This is a genomic window from Larkinella humicola (genome assembly GCF_008727875.1).
In the GTDB taxonomy this organism is placed as follows: Bacteria; Bacteroidota; Bacteroidia; order Cytophagales; family Spirosomataceae; genus Larkinella; species Larkinella humicola.
On record NZ_VTWS01000002.1, the window covers coordinates 596,554 to 617,361 of the forward strand.

Here is a 20,808-nt window from a genome sequence, read left to right on the forward strand (position 1 = left end):
ATCGACTACAACCCAAAAGCTTCTTTCACTTTATCGACATAGTCGAGTTTCTCCCACGTAAACAGCTCGACTTCAACCTCTTTCGTGCTGCCGTTCATCCCGAATACCTTCTTCACGATCTTGTTCTCACGGCCCATGTGCCCGTAAGCCGCCGTTTCTGAATAGATCGGATTCCGGAGTTTCAGCCGTTGTTCGATGGCATACGGACGCATGTCGAACAGTTCTTCAATTTTGGTCGCAATTTCGCCGTCAGTCAGATCGACTTTGGCCGAATTATACGTGTTGACGTACAAACCGCAGGGTTTGGCCACCCCGATGGCGTAGGAAACCTGAACCAGAATCTGATCGCAAAGACCAGCCGCTACCAGGTTTTTGGCAATGTGACGCGTGGCATAAGCCGCCGAACGGTCCACTTTCGAGGGGTCTTTGCCCGAGAAAGCACCACCACCGTGCGCTCCTTTGCCGCCGTAGGTATCGACAATGATCTTACGACCCGTCAAACCCGTATCACCGTGTGGCCCGCCAATGACAAACTTGCCCGTCGGGTTGATGTGGTAGGTAATGTCATCCGAAAACAAGGCTTGCAATTCCGGCTTCAGGCCAGCCTTCACACGGGGAATAACGATGTTGATGATGTCTTCGCGAATGCGCGCCAGCATCACCGCATCGGTGTCGAAATCATCGTGTTGCGTCGAAACCACGATCGTATCGATCCGGATGGGCTTGTCGTCGTCGCTGTATTCAATGGTCACCTGCGATTTGGCATCCGGCCGGAGGTACGGTAAAATGGACGAATCGTGGTTGCGGATGTACGACATTTCCTGCAAAATCTTGTGGGCCAGATCCAGCGGCAACGGCATAAAATTGTCCGTTTCGTTGGTCGCGTAGCCAAACATCATGCCCTGATCGCCAGCGCCCTGATCTTCCGGGTTGGTGCGTTCAACACCCTGATTGATGTCGGCCGACTGATCGTGAATGGCGGACAAAATACCGCACGAGTCGGCCTCAAACATGTATTCACTCTTGGTATATCCAATACGCCTGATAACCTCCCGGGTTATTTTCTGAACATCGAGGTACGTGTTCGTTTTTACCTCACCTGCCAGCACCACCTGTCCGGTCGTAACCAGGGTTTCGCAGGCGACCTTGCTGGAAGGATCGTAGGCCAGAAAATGATCGATCAATGCATCGGAAATCTGATCCGCGACTTTGTCGGGATGTCCTTCAGAGACTGACTCTGAGGTAAATAGATAGGGCATTGTACGTAAGATTTAAGACTAAAAACAGCCGCAAAGCTACTGGAATTTTACGACAGGTCAAATGCTAAATTTAGGTTCGACCCAAAGCGCGGTCAACGCACTGAGGAATAGCAGGATCCAGATCCAATTCGGGATTTTCGCAGGAAACCCGCGCTGAAAACCGGGCCGGGTGTCGGGCACTGCGGTTGACCGGGCGCGCAGGTAATCGCTCACCAACTGGTTTCCAAATACCGGTTTTTCGTCCGGCTGGTCAACGTAGACCGCCAGACTGTCCTGCAATGACAGCCAGCCCGCCCGGCCAAACCCATACGAAACATCAGCCGACAGGGGATTGATGGCCGAATAATCGAGTCGGACCGTGTCATCTCCGATCCGGATTTCAGCCGGTTTCCGGGTCAGGTTGTTGAAGTGAATGACGGATCGAAGGCCTTTAAAAACCGGTGCGTCGAGCTGGATATTGTTCGGGAAGGCCGGTTGTAAGGGTGTCAGAATGGCCGTCCAAATCTGGTCGTACGCAACGCTGTCGCCACTCAGTTTCAGGGGAAACGTCTCGCTCACCAGACTTACCCCGATTTTGGCCGTAGTTTTCTGAACCGCCACCGGATACCCGGCCACGGGAAACTGATTCAGGGCTTCCGTAAGCTGAAAAGGCAACGCCTGCAGGCCAGCCCCAATTGGAATGGTCGCTTCATTCGACAACCGCTTCAGTTTCCAGCTCGTATTCAAAGCCCGGTTGATGGTTTTCGTGTCGGTTTCGGCGTCCGACAGATTGATAAACAGCACCGGTTTTCCCTGCGCTACGGCCTTTTTAACAATGGGGTTCGTCGCGTTGGCCGGGTCGGTGATGATCACGTCAGGCGTGGCCGCCCGGTTGATGCTCAGGCGACTGCTAATGTCTTTGGAAAGCGTGGACGTTACCTGAACGGAAAAGCCTTTTTTACCCAGCCAGTCGGCGAGTGTTCTGCTTTCAAAATCCGGGCTATTGAGAATAAACTGGTAGGCAATGGGTTCTGTCGGTCGGGTAAAATACCGAAGCGTGTCCAGCGGTTTCTGATCCAGCGCCAGCGTCAGTTCGGTGCGTCCCTGCGAGAAAGCTGGAAAGTGAAAGGCAAACGCCGTCGTACCGGTTTGTACGGATAAACTATCCAGCGTCTGATTGCCATACCGCAGCTTCAGCACCCGTTCCTGCGATGATTGAAGACGCCCGCTCACCGACTGCGTTTCGCCTTTCCGCAGGATGGCTTTCCAGCGAAGCAGCTGCACCTGATCGGGTTGGGCGTATGGAACCCACTGGACGGTTTGCCGACTCAGTTGGCCCAGCACATCGGGTGAAAAACCGTTACCGATTAAGGTGACGGTATCGATCATTCCGTCGGTCAGCCGCGACCGAAACGAAGCCTCTTTGAACGCCCTGACCCGAACGACTTCCCGGTTTTTCAGACTGTCTTTCAGTTGACTGATCGCCGAACCGGGCACGTTTGAATCCGCAATCCAGACCGACGTTGAAGCCGGTTTGATTTCCCATTCAATCTGAAGAAAATACGCCAGCAGAAGGCTCCAAAGCAAGACGTTTAAAGCACCCCGAATCCATTTTCTCCGAACCGGAAGGGTGTCATTTCGAACGACCAGCCCCACCTGCACCACGAGCAATACTGCTAGAAGCAACAGAATCAGCCAGCTAACAACATCAGCCGGGTTAAACGTGACCGTAAACCGATTCAATAGGCTCATTTTAAATGTCGCCAGAACGACTGTTCTAATTTCTTTTCGCTGGAATACGAGCCCAATCCGGATCGTTTTGTGGTTTGGGATGAACCAGCCGCCAGACCATACAATTTTGTTTTCAATTCCACTCGCTCTTTATCAGACAGGTTCTTACCACTTCCCAGTTTTTGTAGCCCACTGATCACGGACCAGTTCGACAACCCGCTGTTCAGGATGTCATTCGTCAAAGAAGAACTTAGTTGTTGTACGGTTTTTTTCTGGTTTTGATCCAAGGTTTTCAATTCCAGATAGCCCAGGACTTCCCCAACCAACTGCCCGGTCCGAACCGGATCGTATATGCGCTCCTGATTCAAATTCGTGTTGACCTTCTTTAATTCGCCGGTCAGGCGGGTTTCTTTTTCTTTGATGGGGGGCGGATCGTAGCCGCTTTTCTTGACAAACGTCCGGGCTTTGTGCTGGGCGGCTTTCAGATAAACCAGGGCTTTATTCTCAAACGGCAACGCTTTTTCCGGTTCGTATAAACGCAGGTGCAGCTCCGATTGCCACATCTGTTCCAGTGCCATTTTCAACAAACTGCGGGTCGATTGTTCGTAAAATGTGTTGGTTTCCGCGTCGTCGTGCGCGTGGATATACTGCTCCATTAAAGCCGCCACCGGGTCTTCGTTGTTACTTTTGCCCTGATTATCATGATCATGTCCGTGTGCATCCGGAGCGGGCAAGTCCTTTTTCTGCTGTTCTTCCGCTTTTTCGGCCAGCTTGAACGCAAACGGTTTGGGCGCATTTTTCTCTTCTTCCGTATCGTGCTTGTGAATAAAGCCTTCCAGCACATTGCCCTCGGCCACCAAATCGTGCCCGCCAATCGAATTTTCAAACTCTTCACCCAAATACTGCCCATACCGCAACCGCAGCACTTTCTGGTCAAAACCAATTTCGTTGGACGTACTTTTAAAATCTTTAGCCGCCAGCTTTTTTCGTTTGGCAATCAGCTTTTCCGTGTCGATAATAATTTGCCGCTGGCTGCGAAAATACTCCGGCATGATGTTTACCGCCATCGTCGCCAGTTCGGCTTCTTCTACCCGGGCGGTGTCTTTATACACGACAAAATAAGTATCGGATTTGGCAAAATTGGCTTCCGGTTCTTTGTTATCGATGGCGGCCCAGTAATAATACAATTCATCACCTGGCGCAAAATTGAGGGCTTTCAGATCGATAATTTTTGTCAATTGGGCCTCCTTGAAATTAGTTTGCGGCAACGCAAATTTCACTTCCCGGAATTTCACACTTTCACCGGAACCACGCGCTACGGTGGCAACAATGAAGGCTTGGCGAACTTTAAAATCGTCGGAAATACGCGCCGAGATGCGCAGGTTTTTGTCATCTTTCAGAAAGTGAAACCGGTATACTTCTTTGGAATCCGGCTGGATTTTCGGAGCCAGATCGGGCTGCGCTTCCAGTCGGTAATAATCCGATTGATAAATCAACGAGTCTTTTCCAACCGGCGTTTTCCAATAGCCTTTGAGGGCATAAATCCCGGAACTGACCAACTTATCACGGTATTCAAAAGCGGCTCCGGCCTTCTTAAAAGCCACTTCTTCGCCCCGGCTATTCACCAATCGAACCGAAACTGTCGCGGATTCGCTGAATGTTAACTGCCATTTTAGCAAAGAACCGCTCACGGCCGCAGCGTTCAGATCCGACGATTCTTTGATTGGCAAACCGGTATAATCCGGCGGTTGAATCTGCAACAAAGCCGACTGAAAAGTAGGCGCAACGGGGCGGTTATCTTTGGCAAGAACCGGAATGTATTTCGTCAATTGTTTCTGAACAACCGGGTTCGATTGCAGGAGGGGATAGCCGTAATAAACCGCCACAGAAAGCAGCACAAGCAACCCATAAAAACCAGTTTTTGAAAAAATCACCGAAAGATACCGGCTCGCGGGAATCCGGACCGTCTGGACCCGTTCGTTCAACCGCGCCAGTTGGAGCTGCTCCGCGATGTTCAGTTCGTCTTTCTCCAGCAATGGCAAACTGTATTCCGCATCGCCCACCAGCCGGTGCATAATCCCGATAGCCTGTGGTTTTTTGTCCTGAAAAAGACCGGTAAACCAGGCTCCGATCCCAAAACCCAGCAACCCGAAGATGCCCGCCAGTTCCGGCGAAAAACCGCAGAGCCGGGCCATCATCCCCACCGCAATGCCCAGCAAACCGCTCTTCAGCAGCGCGTTGGCAACAAGCTGATAAATGATCGTCGACAGGGTGTTTTTCAGTTTGTTCATGCGTTCTGTCTTAAAGCCATCCAACGTTCCAGACCGATCAAACCGACGAACACCAGCAACAAGCCATTACGCAGGTTCTCCGGTTGGTTCTCTCTTCGCTCCCCCGTCGGAACAAACAGCGTATTTAATTGGGCCTGACTCAGTGGAAACGGATTCGGTTTGAGGTTAAAATGCCGGATCAAAAGTTCGCCCAATTGTTCCGGCAGTTGCCCGGTTCGCACCCGTTCGGCGGTTTGGGGGGTCAGTTTTTCTTCCCAGTATACCACATTCGGAACCCTCGGAAGGCTGAGTTTTCCCGAAACTACGTAAAGCGTTTTGGATGTGGGAGCCACCACGTCCTGATCCGTTAAAACCCAGTCGTATCCGGTTTTCTGCTCTTTTTTTACGTCGATTTGAATCCCGAGCGCATACACGTCCGACAGGGCCTTCAAAGCCGCTAGCACGGTTTGCTGCTCGGTTTTATCGTGGAAATCAACCAGCGCTTTCAAACGCCCCGAATGCGCCGGAAAATCCTGAAAACGAACGCCTTTACTTAAGGCTGAACTGCTGACTAGCTGATTGGAGACATTCACAAATACGTTACCACTGCCCGGTAATTTCAGATAGGGCCGAAGCGGGCGACTCGCCGAATCAACCATCGTGTGCAATGTAAACTGCGCCGGAACCCGAATAAATGGAACATTCGCCAGTTGCTGGTTATTCAGGACATACAGGTGGATTTCCGACGGTTTTTCCGATACGGTATTGATGGACGACTGCAATACATCTAAATTAAACGTCCGCTGATCAGGCAGTTGTGCCGGATGACCCGTTGCTTCGGTGGCGGCATTGATCCAATAAACCGCTTCTCCTTTCCGGATCGCTTCCTCCAATTCAAACCGGTAATTGTCGACCACCACTTTCTCCGGTTGCACCAGGTGAATTTTGGCAACGGCCACCGGTTTTGTCAATCCGGTCAGAATGGGTTGACTCAGGATCAGCGCCAGTAGCATCACCACCAGGCAGCGCAGGAGCAGCAACAGGAGGTTGTCAAGCTTGATGCCCCGCTGCTGTTGCTGGTTCTTCTCCTGAAGCCAGCGCGTGGCGGCCCAGGCCAGGGTTTTGCCCCGTTTCTGGTGCCAGAAATGGATGACCACCGGAATCACCACGGCGCCAATTCCCCACAAAAATAACGGTTGTATGAACTCCATTAAACGCTTCTCCTGGTCAGAAAATCTTTTAGTGCCCCGGCGATGGGCTCACTCAGTTTTATGCGAATCAGATGAACGTGCGGCAGCAACAATTCTTCCTGTAATTTTTTGAAATAGGCCGAAACCGCCTGTTGAAATGTCTCTTTAATCGTTTCGGCCTGCACTTCAATTTCCCGCTCGGTTTCCAGGTCCTTAAACCGGTAAAAACCGCTCAGGTTAAAATCCGTTTCCTGATCGCCAAGCAGTTGAAAAATGACAATCTCCCGGCGCGGACTGGCCACGGTTTTTATCAGTTGTAACCACTCATCGTCCACTTGCAAAAAGTCCGAAACCATCACCAGCAACTCCTTCTGTTTCTGCTGAAATTCCGGAAACCGGGCCTGTTTGGGTAGCCAGGTTCCGGAAGCGGTGGCATTTTGCAGGGCAAACAAAATCCGCTGAAAAGCCTGCTTTCCGGTCGGAACCAACGTCTGCAAAGCCCCGTTTTGCAACGCATACAAACTCATCTGGTCGCTTTGCCGGTAGCCCAGGTAGGCCAGCGATGCCAGCAATAGTTTCGCGTACTCCAATCGGCTGACGCCCTGCTCGGTGTAGTTCATCGAACCGGATAAGTCCAGCAAAAAACGGATTTGCAGGTTGCTTTCCGTGGCCGATTCCCGCACGAGGTGCTTGTCGGTTCGGGCGTATAATTTCCAGTCGATGCGCCGGGGGTCGTCGCCGGGTTCGTAATGGCGGTATTGCTCAAACTCCGTCCCCGACCCCGAGCGTTTGCTGGCGTGAATCCCCAACAGCAGCTCATCGCTGACGAGTTTGCCGGCGAGTTGCAGGTTGTTGAGTTTGATGAGATCTGTGGCTAACATGATTTGTAGCTGTTTCGCGGAGTTGAGCGGAGTAAAAGGGAGTTAAGCGGAGATTTTAATTAACTCTGCTTAACTCCCTTTTACTCCGCTCAACTCCGCGAAACAACTCTTCATTTTAATAACTCTTTTATCACCTGATCAGTCGTAATATTCTCTGCCTCAGCCCGGAAGTTGAGGGCGATGCGGTGGCGCAGGATCGGGTAGGCCAGCGTCTGAATGTCCTCCGGAACCACCGAAAACCGTTCGTTCAGAACCGCCCGGGCTTTGGAACAGAGCACCAGGGCCTGCCCTGCGCGCGGCCCCGCCCCCCAGTCGCACCACTGTTTGACAAACGCCGACGGGCTGCTTTCGGGGCGCGTCGACCGGACGAGTGTGTTGATGAAACCGATCAGTTCATCACTGATGTGGACCTGTCTCGTCAGGCGTTGCAAGTCGATAATTTCCTGATCGGTCAGTACGGTTTGCAGTTCCGGGCGGGCGGTGCCGGTGGTGTTTTTCAACACGCTCAGTTCCTCCTGTTCAGACGGGTAGCTCAGCTTGATATACAGTAAAAACCGGTCTAGCTGGGCTTCCGGTAGTGGATAGGTTCCGGCTTGTTCGATCGGGTTTTGGGTGGCAATGATCAGAAACGGTCGGGGCAGTTCGTAGTCGGTTCCGCCGTAGGTCACCTTGCCTTCCTGCATGGCTTCCAGCAAAGCCGCCTGCGTCTTGGGCGGTGTCCGGTTGATTTCGTCGGCCAGCACCACATGGGCGAAGATCGGCCCCCGGTTAAACTTGAAGAATTTCTTGCCGGTATTATGATCCTCTTCCAGAATTTCCGTCCCGATAATGTCGCCCGGCATGAGATCCGGCGTAAACTGAATCCGTTTGAAATTCATCTCCAGAGCCTCCGCCATCGTTTTCACCATCAGCGTTTTGGCCAGTCCCGGCACGCCTTCCAGCAAACAATGGCCGCCCGCCAGCAGAGCAATCAGGATTTCGTCAATGGCTTCCTGCTGTCCGACAATCACCTTGCCAATTTCGTTCTTCAGGCGCGGAAGCTTGGCGACTACGGTTTTGTAATGGGTCAGTTCCTTGGTTTCCAATGCTTATGCGGTTAATGCGTACGTGATAATGTTGACGCCAAATTTGGTATTATCCTCGGCCAGAAATCGTTTGTTGCGGAAGTCGTAATCCCACTCGCAACCATAATCCTTGTTACTATACAAAACACCAATGCGCCCGTTGACCAGCACGGCTTTCAGGTAATCGTGCACCAGGTCGTCGCCCCAGCCGTTCAGCTCGAACGTCGTGGTGGGCGGCCCTTCCTCAAACTTGAAAAAGCAGGTGTAAATCGGGTGGGAATTCGGAATTTTCTGCAAGGCTTTCGGTCCAAAGGTGCGGGCCATTTCCTGCTCGAACGACTTGGCAAAAAGCCCGTCGATGTCGTGGTTGCAGTCGTCCACAAACACAAAACCGCCGTTCTGGACGTACCGCTTGAAGTGATCCCGTTCCTGGGTCGAAAACTCCACCAGTTTATGACCGCTGAGGTAGCAGAACGGGCTTTTAAAGATCTCGTTACTGGTCAACTGAACCACTTTTTCCTTCTCATCCACCGGAATCGTGGTATACTCGACCAGCGAATGCAGCAGGTTGGAAGGCATTCGCTGGTCCGTATCCCAATCGCCGGAGGCATACTGGATGCGGGTGAAAATGAATGGTTTCAAGTTGAGTTGATGAATAGAGTTAATTAAAAGTTATTTCGCAGAGTTAAGCGGAGGAAATCAGAGTTTATCAGAGAAAAAAACTCTGCGTAACTCTTCTTTTCTCTGGTAAACTCTGCGAAATAATTTCTTTTCACACTGCGTCCGACAGCGAACTAAACGTAAACTCCCGGATTTTCATCGGGGGAATCAGGTAGTTGGAATTCGACTCCGTGCTGACCACCCGCTCCGGTTTGCCCAGAGCTTCAAGGTTGTTCAGCATGATGATCGGACTTTCGTTGAACCGGAAATTCTTGACCGGGTGTTTGATCTTGCCGTTTTCGATGTAAAACGTCCCATCGCGGGTCAGGCCCGTCAGCAGCAGCGTTTGCGGATCGACGGAACGGATGTACCAGAGCTTGGTCACCAGAATACCGCGCTGAGTACTCTTGATCATGTCTTCCAGCGAAGCCGTGCCACCCGCCATAATCACATTCGTGGGCGACGGAACCGCTTTTACACCCTTCTTTTGCGCCCAGAACCGGGAATAGGCGACGTTTTTCACCACGCCTTTTTCAATCCAGTTGACCTTTTCCTGCGCCCGGCCATCGCCCGACCAGGGCGAAGCTGGCAATTCAAGGTTCGTTGGATCGGAATAGATCGTAACGCGCTCATCCACAATCTTCTCGCCCAGTTTGGTCTTGCCACCGGGTTTGCTCAGGAACGACCGGCCTTCGTCGGCGCTGCGGGCGTCCATGTTGAAAAAGATGTTTTCGAGCAACACGGCGGCCGCTGTCGGTTCCAGAATGACCGTATATTTCCCCGGTTCCAGGGCCCGCGCGCCCACCGAACCCAGACACTTCTGAACGGCAATTTTGGTCGCCGAAACCGTATCCAGTTTGGAAAAATCACTGTAACCCCGCGTCACGTAGCCCGAGCCGGTTCCGTCGTCGGTCCGAACCGTCAGCGAAAAATTCACGTTCGTGCTGGGGTAATACGCAAACAGTCCTTTGGAATTCATCATGGCCGAATAGCCCCGGAAATCCTCCAGAAAACCGGCCGCAGCCAGTTTTTGCTGACCCGATTCCTGCAAACTTTTCGCAACAGCTTCGGCCCGGATGGCTGGGGTAACTTTGGCGGTCGATTCAAAATAGCCCGTCGATTTCAGGTATTGCTGCGGTTCCAGAACACCCATGTATTCCGGGTTTTCGGGAGCCAGTTGGGCCAGTTCCTCCGCCCGCCGAACCACTTTTTCCAGCGAAGCATCGTCAAACTCGTCAATGGCGGCAACCCCGTTTTTCTTGCCAAACGACGATTGCACCTGGATGGTCTGCGTAATCATGGTGCCACTGGTCGAGACTTCGTTCCGGGCGTAGCGGATGTTTCCCCGCCCCCCACCCACCACGTTCACCTCGCACGCATCTGCTTTGGAATAACTTAATACCTTCTGAAGCAATGCCTTAGCCTCAGATTCGGTTAATAAAGCCATATTTTTGAATTGTTTACGGTTCTCAGTTTACGGTTTTCGGTGGCTGACGCATTCTTGGCCAACGCATTTAAATCGTGCGTCAGCCAACCGTAAACCAAAAACCGTAAACTGTAAACTAGATTTTTCTCGCTGTATTGATCACATTGACGCCGTTGAAACGGGTGGTAGAGCTGCCGTGGGAGACGGCGCTGACCTGCATCGGCTGGCCTTTGCCATCGAAGAACGAGCCGCCCAGCCGGTAGTCTTTCTCGTCGCAAATCTGAACACAGGAGTTCCAGAATTCCTGCGTATTCGACTGATAGGCCACATCTTTCAGCATGCCCGCAATCTGTCCGTCCTTGATTTCGTAGAACAACTGCCCGCCAAACTGGAAGTTATACCGCTGCTGGTCGATGGAGAATGAGCCGTCGCCGATGATGTAAATGCCTTTTTTGACATCCTTGATCATCTGTTCCACCGACAGGGGCGTTTTGCCAGCCGCCAGCGATACGTTCGCCATCCGCTGAAACTGCACCGAACTCCAGTTGTCAGCGTAGCAGCAACCCTGCGATTCGTTTTCGCCGATGATGTGAACCTGATCCCGAATGGCCTGATAATTGACCAGCGTACCATCTTTCACCAGATCCCACTTTTTGCAGGCAACTCCCTCGTCATCCCAGCCCACGGCACCCAGCGAACCGACCTGCGTTTTGTCGGCAAAAAGGTTCACCTGCTTGCTGCCGTAGTTGAAGTTTTTGGATTTCCACTTGTCGAGCGTCGCAAAGGACGTTCCGGCAAAATTGGCTTCGTAGCCTAATACGCGATCCAGTTCCAACGGATGACCCACCGACTCGTGGATGGTCAGCCAGAGGTGCGAAGGATCGAGTACGAGGTCGTATTTCCCGGCTTCGACCGACTTGGCCGTCAGCTTCTGCTTCGCGTGTTTGGCCGCCGACGTCACGTCTTCCAGCATGTCGTACCCTTTGTTGTAGCGGGTCGTAATACCGGTTATTTTATCACTCGGATTGGCTTGCAGGTAATCATACCCCATGCCCATCGGCGCACTCAGTTCGCTGCGGGTCTCAAACTTGCCACTCTTCGGATCAATCGCCGTCACGGTAAACGTAGGCCACAGGCGGTGGATATCCTGATCGATGTAGGAACCGTCCGACGACGCAAAATACTTCTGCTCGTTGACCATGAACAACACCGAGTTGACGTAATTGGCACCATTTTTCAGAGCCGCGTCGTTGACCGTCAACAGTAAATCCACCTTTTCCTTGATGGGAACTTCGAACGCATTTTTCTTGATGGGTGCTTTCCAGCTTACTTCCCCAAAGCCTTTTTGCGGAGCCAGTTGGACGGGCTGTTTCATCAACCGGGCGTTGGCTTTGGCAATGGCCACGGCTTCTTCGGCGGCTTTGGCGGTTTGGGCTTCGCTTTTGGCTTCCACCACCGACGCAAATCCCCAGCAGCCGTCGACAATCACGCGTACGCCCACCCCGTAGGATTCGGTGTTGACAATGTTCTGCACCTTGTCTTCGCGCGTAATGACAAACTGCCGTAAATACCGGCCAATCCGAACATCGGTGTAGCTGGCCCCTTTGGCTTTGGCCGCATTCAGCGCAGCATCGGCCAGTCGTTTTTTAACGGCCACATCCACGCCGGGTTCCAGCAGCGCTTCCGGCGCAACCGAGCGACCGAAAACCGTGCTATCAGGCAAGAGGAAAGCCCCGGCACTCAGGCCGGTCAATTGAAGAAAATCTCGACGGTTCAATGTTTGTTGGTGATAAAGTGATACGGTCTAATTTTAACGAAATCTGGTCTCGTTTCCGTGGCTTTTGGCCCGAAAAAGTAATAAATACCAGTCTTTCTGCTTATAATCCCAGGAATTATGGATTGATGGGACGTATTAAAAATGCGAAAGATGTGTCGATAAAACCATCCCCCAGTTTGAAGGATATTTGGCTGGTTAGCCCCGTTGCCCGTTGCGATCAGCCCCCCAGCCCCCTAAAGCGGGAGTTTGGAGCGCGAGAAAACTCCCCCTTCAGGGGGCTGGGGGGCTGATCGCAACGGGGGAACGGGACGCTCCTGATTACACCGCGTCCGACAGCGAACTGAACGTAAAATCCCGGATTTTCATCGGCGGAATCAAGACGCCACCGGAGCGAACGGGTTTGCCCAGGGCCTCGACGTTGTTCAGCATAATGACCGGACTTTCGTTGAACCGGAAGTTTTTAACGGGGTATTTGATCTGCCCGTTTTCGATTAGAAATGTCCCGTCGCGGGTCAAACCGGTGTAGAGCAGCGTTTGCGGATCGACGGCGCGGATGTACCAGAACCGGGTTACCAGTATGCCTTTCTGGGTGCTTTTGATCAAATCGAGCAGCGACTGATTGCCGCCCTGCATGATGAAACCCCGGGCGGGCGGAGTGCCTTTCACCCCGCTTTTCTGGGCCCAGAACTGCGAATAGCTCATATTTTTGATGATTCCGTTTTCGACCCAGAGTGTTTTCTCCTGCGGACGACCGTCGACGCCACCGCCCCCAAAGCGGCCACCTCCTCCGCCCCCGCCCCCACCGGCGAATGGTGAACCGGGAATTTCAGCATTGGCCGGATCGGAATAAATCGTAATCCGCTCGTCGAAGAATTTCTCACCCAATCGGGTGCCGCCCCCTTTCCGGCTCAGAAAACTCCGGCCTTCTTCGGCATTCCGGGCATCCAGGCTGTTCATCATCAGGCCGATGAGATCACCGGCTGCGGTAGGTTCCAGAATAACCGTATATTTTCCCGGTTCCAGGGCTTTGGCATTCGTGGACGCCAGGGCCTTGTTCATGGCCACTTCCGTGGCCTCTTTGGTGCTTAGTTTGGATACGTCGTTATAATCGCGGGATGCGTAGCCGGAACCGGTGCCGTCGGCGGTTCGGGTGGTCACCGAAAACTCGACGGACGTAACCGGGTTGTACCCAAACAATCCTTTGCTGTTGGCAATGGCCGTAAAACCGGCACTGTCTTCCATGTATCCGGCGGCAGTCAGGTTCTTTTTGCTGCACGGATCAATGCTGTCGAAAGCCGCCTGAGCGCGGAATTCCGGATTGATTTTAGCCGTACTTTCCGCATAAGCACCGGTTTCGATGTATTTCTGCGGTCCGAGCATCGGCACGTATTCCGGATTTTCGGGTGCCAGCCGGGCGGTTTCTTCGGCTCTCCGGACGGTTTTTTCCAGAGACGCGTCGTCAAATTCGTTGATGGTGGCCGAGCCGACTTTTTTCCCAAAAACCGCCGTTACCGCCAGCGACATGTTATCGGTTTCGCCACTCGTCGACACGTTATTCCGGGCGTAGCGAATGTTGCCGGTTCGGTTGCCATTCAGCGTAACGCTCATTTCATCGGCTTTGGAATACCCCAAAACCTTATCCACTATTTTTTTTGCTTCGTCTTTCGTTAGGATAGCCATGACTCAGTTTGTTGGTTTTGGGTTTACGGTATTCGGTTTACGGTTTACAGTGGCTGACGCGCGCTTCCAACACTTGCGTCAGCCACCGTAAACCGAATACCGTAAACCGACTCTTATATCTTCCGACCGGTATTGATGACGTTTACGCCGTTGAAGCGGGTCGTGGGGCAGCCGTGGGAAACGGCGCTGATTTGCGAAGGCTGGCCTTTTCCGTCGAAAAACGAACCGAATGTCCGGTAATCGTCTTTGTCGCAAAGCTGCGCACACGAATTCCAGAACTCCTGGGTGTTCGACTGGTAGGCGACATCATCCAGCATGCCGACAATCTGACCATTTTTGATCTCGTAATACACCTGACCGCCAAACTGAAAGTTATATCGTTGCTGGTCAATGGAATACGAACCACGTCCCAGGATATAAATGCCTTTATCGACGCCTTTGATCATGTCGGACACGGAGCGTTTTTCAGTACTGGGTTTCAGCGAGACATTCGGCATACGCTGAAACTGGATCGAATCCCAGTTGTCGGCGTAACTGCAACCGTTCGATTCGGTGCCGCCCAGAATTTTCACCTGATCGCGGGTTGCCTGGTAATTCACCAGAATACCGTCTTTGATGAGGTCCCATTCTTTGCCCGGAACCCCTTCGTCGTCGTAGGCCACCGTCCCGAGCGTCAGCGGCTGGGTTTTGTCGGCCACAATATTAACCAGTTTGCTGCCGTAATTGAAGTTTTTGGATTTCCACTTGTCGAGCGTTGCAAAGCTGGTTCCGGCGTAATTGGCTTCGTAGCCCAACACCCGGTCGAGTTCCGTCGCGTGTCCGACCGATTCGTGGATGGTCAGGCCGAGGTGATTAGGGTCCAGCACAAGGTCATACTTGCCGGGTTGAATCGACTTGGCCGATAATTTCTCTTTCGCCTGTTTGGCCGCCACCGTCGCATCTTCAACCATGTCGTAGGAGTTGCGGTAACTGATCAGGCCGTTCGGGCCGGGAATTTTATCGCCCGCCAGACCGTCCAGATACTCGTAGCCCATGCCCATCGGCGAGCTGAGCGCATCCCGGGTTTTGAACTTACCGGCCTGACGGTCAACGGCGGTCACGGTAAACGTCGGCCAGATCCGGTGAATGTCCTGGTCGATGTAGGAGCCATCCGTGGAGGCAAAATATTTTTGTTCGTTGATAAAAAACAGGTTGGACGTAACGAAACCGGCTCCATTTTTCATCGCTTCGCCGTTCACTTTCATCAACAGATCGATCTTCTCCTGAACCGGTATTTCGAAGGCGTTTTTTTTCAAGGGTGTTTTCCAGGCCACTTCGCCCACGCCTTTCTGCGGAGCCAGATCGACGGGTTCTTTCTGGATGCGGGCGTTGGCTTTGGCAATGGCAACGGCGGTTTCGGCGCATTTGGCAATGGCTTCGGGCCGAACGTCACTCGTGGCCGAAAACCCCCAGGTTCCGTTGGCAATCACCCGAATGCCAACGCCGTAGGATTCGGCATTGGTGATGTTTTGCACCTTCATTTCGCGGGTGAACACAAATTGCTGCAAATACCGCCCGATTCGAACATCGGCGTAGGTTGCGCCTTTGCTTTTGGCCGCATTCAGGGCCACGTCGGCCAGCTTTTTCTTCTGGGCGGTATCGGCGCGGGGTTCAAGCAGTTGATGCAACGAAACCGTATTGCCCAGCACAGGAACAGAACTGCCCACCAGAGCGCTCATTCCCAAACCGGAAAGTTGGATAAAATCCCTTCTTCTCATGGATTGTTGATGGAGTTATGGAATACGAAAAATCAGAACAGACTCGTGATTTGACACGTACTTTTCAGAGGAAATAGAGATGCGGCTGCTCAATGGTGCGAAAACAGAGCACGAAAATGGTCAAAAATAGCCAAAAGGACAAAAGACTGTCTCTTTTTAATGGTCACTATTTTCTACTTTTCCAGCTTGCCGATGATCAAAAGCTGACCCGCATAGACGGCATTTTCGGCATACTTGCGCGGATCGGTGATGGTCTGGTTGCGGGTTTTGAGAATGGCGGCTTTGTCGAGCGGTTCCGGCGAAACCGTCAGCGTAATGGTGTGCGTGCCTTCGTTCAGGGTCGGCAAAAAGAAATAATGCGAGCGGTAATAGGTGGCATAACTGTCGAAACGGGGATACAGCGCACCGGGTGTGCCATCGACCGTCACGGCATATTGCCCGCAACCGGGGCCGATGACATCGTAAATCCCCGCCATCGTGCCTTTGATTTTGAACTGAATCGACGCCCCTGGCTGGTTCGATTTCAGGAGGTAGGGAAACCGGTTGCGGAGCTGGCGGGCCACAGTATCGGTCGTCGGGGTCAGCTCTTTCCAGTCGCCCTGTCGGGTCAGCGATTGCACCGAAATCATTTGCGCGTTTTCCCAGTTGTCGGACACAAACGGTTTCGGGATGGCATGGGAACCGGGTTTGCCCACCGTGGTGATCTGTTGCAACGCCTTGCTCAACGCTTCCACGTACAGCCGGTGACCGGTATCCGAATAGGGGTGCGTTTTGTCGGGGGCAAAAACCGTCTTATCGGGAAAATCTTCTTTTTTACCGCCCCAAACCAGCTTTCCCTGACGGTCTAACCGAATCACTTCCAGCCCCATATGCACCGACGGAATCCCGTAATGATTCGCAATGTCTTCCATCGCCCGGACGGAGTTCGGCATCCGGTGTGCCAGCAAAGCTGGGGCCATCGGGGCATTCAGGGTGTAGACGAAACAGATGTCGGTGCGCCGGTTTTGCCGCCAGATTTGCCGGACAATGCCTTCCATCGCTTTGTGGATTTTGGCCGGTTGCTGACCGCCATCGTTGACCGCAAATTCGACGAATACCAGATCCGGTTTATGTACCAGCACATGCTCTTTCAGCCGGAAAACGCCCAGGTCGGAGCCGGTTCCGCCAATGGCCGCGTTGATGTGCGTCAGGTTGGCTTTCGGGTAGTGCTGCTGCAACCAGCTCAGTGATTGCTCCCGCCAGCCATTGCCAGCTTCGGTAATGCTGCCACCAAAATAGGCGATGGAAACCGGGCCACCTTTCTGCACCTTCTGAAAAAAATTGGGCAACCCTTCCCGGCCCAGAAACTCCCGGCTTTCGGATAAGGTATCGGTCTGCGCCTGCGCAAAACCGGAATAACTGAGGATAACAATCGAAAAAAGAGTACTCAAAAAATGTCGCATGATGGATCAATGATTAGTTCTGTTCGTGTTGGGCAACCATCTGGTCGAATTCCTGCGCCACCGCCGAATCCAGCCGGGCCTTGTTGCGCCAGGCCATCGTTCCGTAAACACCCGCCTGGCTGTAATCGAACGGTTTGAAGCCAATCCGGCTGACCACGTCGGTATTTTTTAACCGAAAATCGAACGTTTTCGGGTCGATAAACCCCGGATCGGCCACGATGGAATGCGGGTCTTTCCCCCCCTCCTGCCATTCTTTCACGGATTGTTTGCCAAAAACCGGCTCTTTCGAGCGGGCATCCCAGTAACAATTCTGGTCGGCCAGCAGGTTGAATTTGGCCCAGTTGCTGCTCAGCAAAGTGCCGCTGTTGTAATAAACGATGTTGTTGGTGAACGAAAACGACCGGTGCGGTTCGACGCGGGTGGCCTGGAGTTGCGCCTTGATGTTGTCGGCAAAAATGTTGTTGCGGATGAGGTTGTCCTTGCCGTAATGCTGGTGAAAACCGGAGCTTTTGCAGGCATACACCAGGTTGTTTTCCATGACAATATCCGTCGAACCCTCGTCGGTATACAGCCCCCAGCCGCCGTAATCGAAGGCGTAAATGTGGTGGATCACATTATTCGACACCACGGTTCCTTCCGAAACACCGAGCGTATAGACTCCGCCCATGTCGCTCAGAACGCCCCAGCCGAGGTGGTGAATGTGGTTGAACTCGACCCGGTTTCGCTTGGACGGACTGAAAGCGTAGCCCCACACCCAGCCGACCGACACACCGGAATACCGGAAATCAGCCACTTCGTTGTGGGACAGCACGTTATCCCGACCGTGAAAAATCGTCAGGGCCACGGCGCAGGGAAAAACGTGGCCGCCCGAACGCAGAATGTTGTTGTCGACCGTAATGTGGTGGGTCAGTTCCGACGAATCGGGCCGGATGACGGTTTCACCGATTTTGACACCACTCGCGCCCAGATCGTGCAGGTAACACCGCTCCACCCGCCCGTTGGCGCAGGCCCGCCGGAACCAGATGCCACTGCCGCCGGTATGCGCCACTTCGCAGTCAATGAAGCTGATCCGGTCGGCAAAATCGAGTTGAATGGTGGCTTCCACGCGCGCGGCTGCCTGCTCCGGTTCGACGCCAAACGGTGGCATTCGGTAGCCCGCCATCTGAAACGACAGGTTTTCAAACCGGATGTTTTTCACCCGTTTTCCGCCAGTTTCATCGCCTTTGACAACGACGAACTTCTCGTTAACCGGCGCGAAAACCGTGAGCTTGTCGATGGTTTCGCCGGGCCGGGGGCGGTAATACAGGGTGCCGTTTTTCTCAAGAAACCACTCGCCGGGGGCATCCAGGGCCGCTTTCAGGTTTTCGATGACAAACAGGGAATGGTTGGTGATCTTATTCCAGGGCTTCATGCCTTCTCCCGCGATGTAGAGGGCCGTATCGGCCTTGCTAACGGCCAGCACCGGTTTGCGGGTGTTGTCCCAGTGGTGGTAGAACGTCAAAACCGCCTGATTCAACTCGGCTTCCGGGAGCCGGGCCAGCCAGTCCAGGCTCTCCGGCGAAACCGTGATTTTCTGCGCGGCAAAATCGGCAAACAGCCCCGTTCCTTTGCTCAGCACGGTTTCGGTGACGGCTTTCGGCTGAAAAAAACCGGTATTGGGCGTTTGGGCGCGAACGACCCGCTGCCCGTTGACGTACAATTGCTCAAACGACCAGCCATACCGGCGCACTTCCGGCACGTCGGTTTTCCAGAGGTCGTCCGACACTTTCTCAAACCGGTTCAGGCGCATACCGCCGTAAAAAACCGGGGTGCTGCCCGCTTCGCCTTTGATCACCAGCGGAGCGGTTTCGGTGCCGGAATCTTCGGCGGTCAGCGTCAGGGGTTCATTCAGAATGTATTCCCCTTTTTGAACCACAATTTCGAGAGGCTTGGTGGGCGGTTTTTGCCGGCGCAGCAGCCGGGCGCGGTTGCGGGCACCTGTGAGCGTTGCCAGCGGTTTCTGGATCGTTCCGGGATTTTTGTCGCTGCCCGAAGGAGCCACGTAGATCGTTTGGGCAACGGATTCAATCGCCAGCAGAAAAAAGCTGGAAAGCAGGAAAAGAGGAACGGTTTTGCGCATAGTTTAGGAAATAGGCTCCCTTCAAAAGCGGGTCGCAGTCGCATTTTACTAGTGAGTAAACGGCAAACCCAAAAGTAGTTTCGGCAACCCGGCTTGCTAGGCTTTTTTCAGCCACCGGTCAAACCAGTTAAAGGCATCGGTCTGCATGTCTTTGTCAAACTTGTGTCCGCCATCGTAAAACCGGGCCGCATAGCGGTCTGCGGCCCCCGCCTTTTTAAAAACCTCACCCAGTATTTTATCGGCGGTCTTCATTTCGGGGAACGTATACAACTCATCCTGGTTGTTGCATTGAATCATGGTGGGAAGCGGCACCCGCAGGCCCAGAATCTCCGGAAAATCAAGGTAGCGGGGCAACAAAGGCGTATAGGTCATCCACGTATGCGTATAGGATTTATGCAGGGTCAGGTCGTCCCAGGTCGTCATGAACCCGACGCAGACGCAACATTTGATCCGGGCATCCATACCGGCCAGATATACGGTCCGCAGTCCCCCGCCCGACAAACCACCGCAACCAACCCGCTGAGGATCAACGTCTTTTCGGCCGCACAAAATGGACAGCGCAACCTGATCTTCGCTTAGAAAAACGCCCGGCCAGGTGGTACCCGCACAAAACAGGGACTTCGACATGACGTGTTCATGCTCGGCTGACCATTTATTATAGGCTTCGATGTGTTCCTTTTTTTCCGGATCGGCATCGGTCTTCCCCCTCGTATCGAGTCCTTCGTATTTCAAATCGACCACATCCTCATACAACACCCGTCGGCTGCCAAACGCAAATGCATCGTGCACCAGCACTACATACCCTCGCCTGGCCATATCATTGGCCCAGGCCCTTCCGCTGTAATCCTCAAGCTGGTGCTCGGTAAGCATCGGATGCTGATCATCCCCGGTTTTGACGATTTTTCGATACCCGAAATACTTCTTCCCGGCGTGGTCATGAAGGGCCAGAATGGCAGGCAACGGTTCTTTGGCTCCCTTGGGCTTCAGAACAACCGCCCTGGTGGGCCGACCGTAGGGAAGCTGCCAGCTAATTTCTTCAATCGTCAGACCGTCATACTCGAAGGTCCGGTCGATGCGGACCTCGGGCGTGGCCGGTTGCGGGGGAGCCGCCACCAATTCGCGGGTTTTTTCCAGGGCTTCCTTTTTCCAGCGGGTCAACTGCTCCGGCTTCCACCGGGCATTTCGGAAAGAAAGTGAAGGCTGCGCTTGAAGAAAGGCCGCCCAGGAACCGTAGGCGCCGATAATACTCTTTGTTTCCGGTACCATTTCGGGTAATAGGGAATTGGTTTGACTTTCCCCAACGGCGTCAAAATCAATGCCGGGAGGCAAAAAGGGAACGGTACCGGTCAGGACCGATGCCTTGATAAACGTTCTGCGGGTTGGGCTGAATTTCATAGCGACTGTAGGCATTTCGTGTGCGTCGGCCAAAGATATTCGTCTCAGAACAGGAATGGTGAGAACGCCCGGTAAATTTAGCCAATTGCAGCCTACCTGGGTCATTTCGTCCAACTAACGATTAACGAACGGAAGATGACCCTACCCGGATTAGTGATACCTTAATTACGCTAACTAG

14 protein-coding genes are annotated in these 20,808 nt (G+C 53.2%); all 14 read right to left on the reverse strand.

Features of this window, described 5'->3' with window-relative positions; all coding sequences use genetic code 11:
• Positions 1-5: 5 nt before the first annotated feature.
• Positions 6-1,259 carry a methionine adenosyltransferase gene (metK, locus tag F0P93_RS10415; RefSeq protein ID WP_150876283.1) on the reverse strand — a complete coding sequence of 418 codons (1,254 nt, stop codon included), beginning with the start codon at positions 1,257-1,259 and terminating at the stop codon, positions 6-8.
• Positions 1,260-1,316: 57 nt separating this feature from the next.
• Entirely contained in the window at positions 1,317-2,990 is a 1,674-nt protein-coding gene (locus F0P93_RS10420; RefSeq protein WP_150876284.1) for a type 1 periplasmic-binding domain-containing protein, read from the reverse strand.
• The gene (locus F0P93_RS10425) at positions 2,987-5,260 is read right to left on the reverse strand and encodes a DUF4175 domain-containing protein (RefSeq protein WP_150876285.1); all 2,274 of its coding nucleotides are present in this window, start codon (positions 5,258-5,260) and stop codon (positions 2,987-2,989) included. The genes F0P93_RS10420 and F0P93_RS10425 overlap by 4 nt, the downstream gene beginning before the upstream one ends.
• Positions 5,257-6,450 carry a BatA domain-containing protein gene (locus F0P93_RS10430; RefSeq protein ID WP_150876286.1) on the reverse strand — a complete coding sequence of 398 codons (1,194 nt, stop codon included), beginning with the start codon at positions 6,448-6,450 and terminating at the stop codon, positions 5,257-5,259. The genes F0P93_RS10425 and F0P93_RS10430 overlap by 4 nt, the downstream gene beginning before the upstream one ends.
• On the reverse strand, positions 6,450-7,310 hold the full coding sequence (locus F0P93_RS10435) for a DUF58 domain-containing protein (protein WP_150876287.1): 861 nt from the start codon (positions 7,308-7,310) through the stop codon (positions 6,450-6,452). The genes F0P93_RS10430 and F0P93_RS10435 overlap by 1 nt, the downstream gene beginning before the upstream one ends.
• Before the next feature lie 110 nt (positions 7,311-7,420).
• Positions 7,421-8,395: an AAA family ATPase gene (locus tag F0P93_RS10440; protein WP_150876288.1), complete on the reverse strand. Its 975-nt coding sequence runs from the start codon at positions 8,393-8,395 to the stop codon at positions 7,421-7,423.
• A gap of 3 nt (positions 8,396-8,398) precedes the next feature.
• Positions 8,399-9,016 (reverse strand): DUF4159 domain-containing protein, encoded by a 618-nt coding sequence (locus F0P93_RS10445; RefSeq protein WP_150876289.1) that lies wholly within the window; start codon positions 9,014-9,016, stop codon positions 8,399-8,401.
• Positions 9,017-9,146: 130 nt separating this feature from the next.
• A complete protein-coding gene (locus tag F0P93_RS10450) occupies positions 9,147-10,481 on the reverse strand; it encodes a TldD/PmbA family protein (protein WP_150876290.1) in 1,335 nt (444 codons plus the stop codon).
• Positions 10,482-10,596: 115 nt separating this feature from the next.
• Positions 10,597-12,237, reverse strand: a complete 1,641-nt coding sequence (locus F0P93_RS10455; protein WP_150876291.1) for a TldD/PmbA family protein — start codon at positions 12,235-12,237, stop codon at positions 10,597-10,599.
• 318 nt (positions 12,238-12,555) lie between these two features.
• A complete protein-coding gene (locus F0P93_RS10460) occupies positions 12,556-13,917 on the reverse strand; it encodes a TldD/PmbA family protein (RefSeq protein ID WP_138989861.1) in 1,362 nt (453 codons plus the stop codon).
• Between the two features lie 113 nt (positions 13,918-14,030).
• Positions 14,031-15,674 carry a TldD/PmbA family protein gene (locus F0P93_RS10465; protein ID WP_150876292.1) on the reverse strand — a complete coding sequence of 548 codons (1,644 nt, stop codon included), beginning with the start codon at positions 15,672-15,674 and terminating at the stop codon, positions 14,031-14,033.
• Positions 15,675-15,847: 173 nt separating this feature from the next.
• Positions 15,848-17,116: an SGNH/GDSL hydrolase family protein gene (locus F0P93_RS10470; RefSeq protein WP_150876293.1), complete on the reverse strand. Its 1,269-nt coding sequence runs from the start codon at positions 17,114-17,116 to the stop codon at positions 15,848-15,850.
• 13 nt (positions 17,117-17,129) lie between these two features.
• A complete protein-coding gene (locus tag F0P93_RS10475) occupies positions 17,130-19,235 on the reverse strand; it encodes a right-handed parallel beta-helix repeat-containing protein (protein ID WP_150876294.1) in 2,106 nt (701 codons plus the stop codon).
• A gap of 96 nt (positions 19,236-19,331) precedes the next feature.
• The gene (locus F0P93_RS10480) at positions 19,332-20,645 is read right to left on the reverse strand and encodes an alpha/beta hydrolase family protein (protein ID WP_191908772.1); all 1,314 of its coding nucleotides are present in this window, start codon (positions 20,643-20,645) and stop codon (positions 19,332-19,334) included.
• Positions 20,646-20,808 lie beyond the last annotated feature (163 nt).

Excerpts from the sequence above, each read along its gene's own strand:
- metK (WP_150876283.1), bottom strand. The coding sequence starts at position 1,259 with ATGCCCTATCTATTTACCTCAGAGTCAGTCTCTGAAGGACATCCCGAC.
- F0P93_RS10420 (WP_150876284.1), bottom strand. The coding sequence starts at position 2,990 with ATGAGCCTATTGAATCGGTTTACGGTCACGTTTAACCCGGCTGATGTT.
- F0P93_RS10425 (WP_150876285.1), bottom strand. The coding sequence starts at position 5,260 with ATGAACAAACTGAAAAACACCCTGTCGACGATCATTTATCAGCTTGTT.
- F0P93_RS10430 (WP_150876286.1), bottom strand. The coding sequence starts at position 6,450 with ATGGAGTTCATACAACCGTTATTTTTGTGGGGAATTGGCGCCGTGGTG.
- F0P93_RS10435 (WP_150876287.1), bottom strand. The coding sequence starts at position 7,310 with ATGTTAGCCACAGATCTCATCAAACTCAACAACCTGCAACTCGCCGGC.
- F0P93_RS10450 (WP_150876290.1), bottom strand. The coding sequence starts at position 10,481 with ATGGCTTTATTAACCGAATCTGAGGCTAAGGCATTGCTTCAGAAGGTA.
- F0P93_RS10460 (WP_138989861.1), bottom strand. The coding sequence starts at position 13,917 with ATGGCTATCCTAACGAAAGACGAAGCAAAAAAAATAGTGGATAAGGTT.
- F0P93_RS10465 (WP_150876292.1), bottom strand. The coding sequence starts at position 15,674 with ATGAGAAGAAGGGATTTTATCCAACTTTCCGGTTTGGGAATGAGCGCT.
- F0P93_RS10470 (WP_150876293.1), bottom strand. The coding sequence starts at position 17,116 with ATGCGACATTTTTTGAGTACTCTTTTTTCGATTGTTATCCTCAGTTAT.
- F0P93_RS10475 (WP_150876294.1), bottom strand. The coding sequence starts at position 19,235 with ATGCGCAAAACCGTTCCTCTTTTCCTGCTTTCCAGCTTTTTTCTGCTG.
- F0P93_RS10480 (WP_191908772.1), bottom strand. The coding sequence starts at position 20,645 with ATGCCTACAGTCGCTATGAAATTCAGCCCAACCCGCAGAACGTTTATC.